Source organism: Halomonas sp. SIMBA_159 (assembly GCF_046536035.1).
Classification (GTDB): domain Bacteria; phylum Pseudomonadota; class Gammaproteobacteria; order Pseudomonadales; family Halomonadaceae; genus Vreelandella; species Vreelandella venusta_A.
Map to the genome: position 1 here is coordinate 1 of NZ_JAWJBT010000923.1, position 259 is coordinate 259.

1 protein-coding gene is annotated in these 259 nt (G+C 51.7%); it reads right to left on the reverse strand.

The window, feature by feature from the left end; translation table 11 throughout:
• Positions 1-206: hypothetical protein (locus R0J87_RS21955; protein WP_498888960.1), on the reverse strand; the 206-nt coding region annotated here is incomplete at its 3' end.
• Positions 207-259: the final 53 nt, after the last annotated feature.

The window sequence follows — 259 nt, forward strand, 5'->3', positions numbered from 1 at the left end:
CTTTCAGTTACGAAACGCAGCGAATAAGTCGGGCTGCCAATCACAGGATAAGATTCAAAATCCGACTCTGAAATCAGCTGACCCAGCAGCCCGTCACGGGCGGCTAAATCACGGGACAGCGCCAGGGCTGTCTCGCGTTTTCCTGCAAACACCACACCGGCAACACCAGCATGGCGTACTAACACGTCAAGTTCGTTAGTGCTCACTGACTGTACAACACCTTTCGGCAGTTCAGCCTTTTCCAGTTCAGTGACAATTT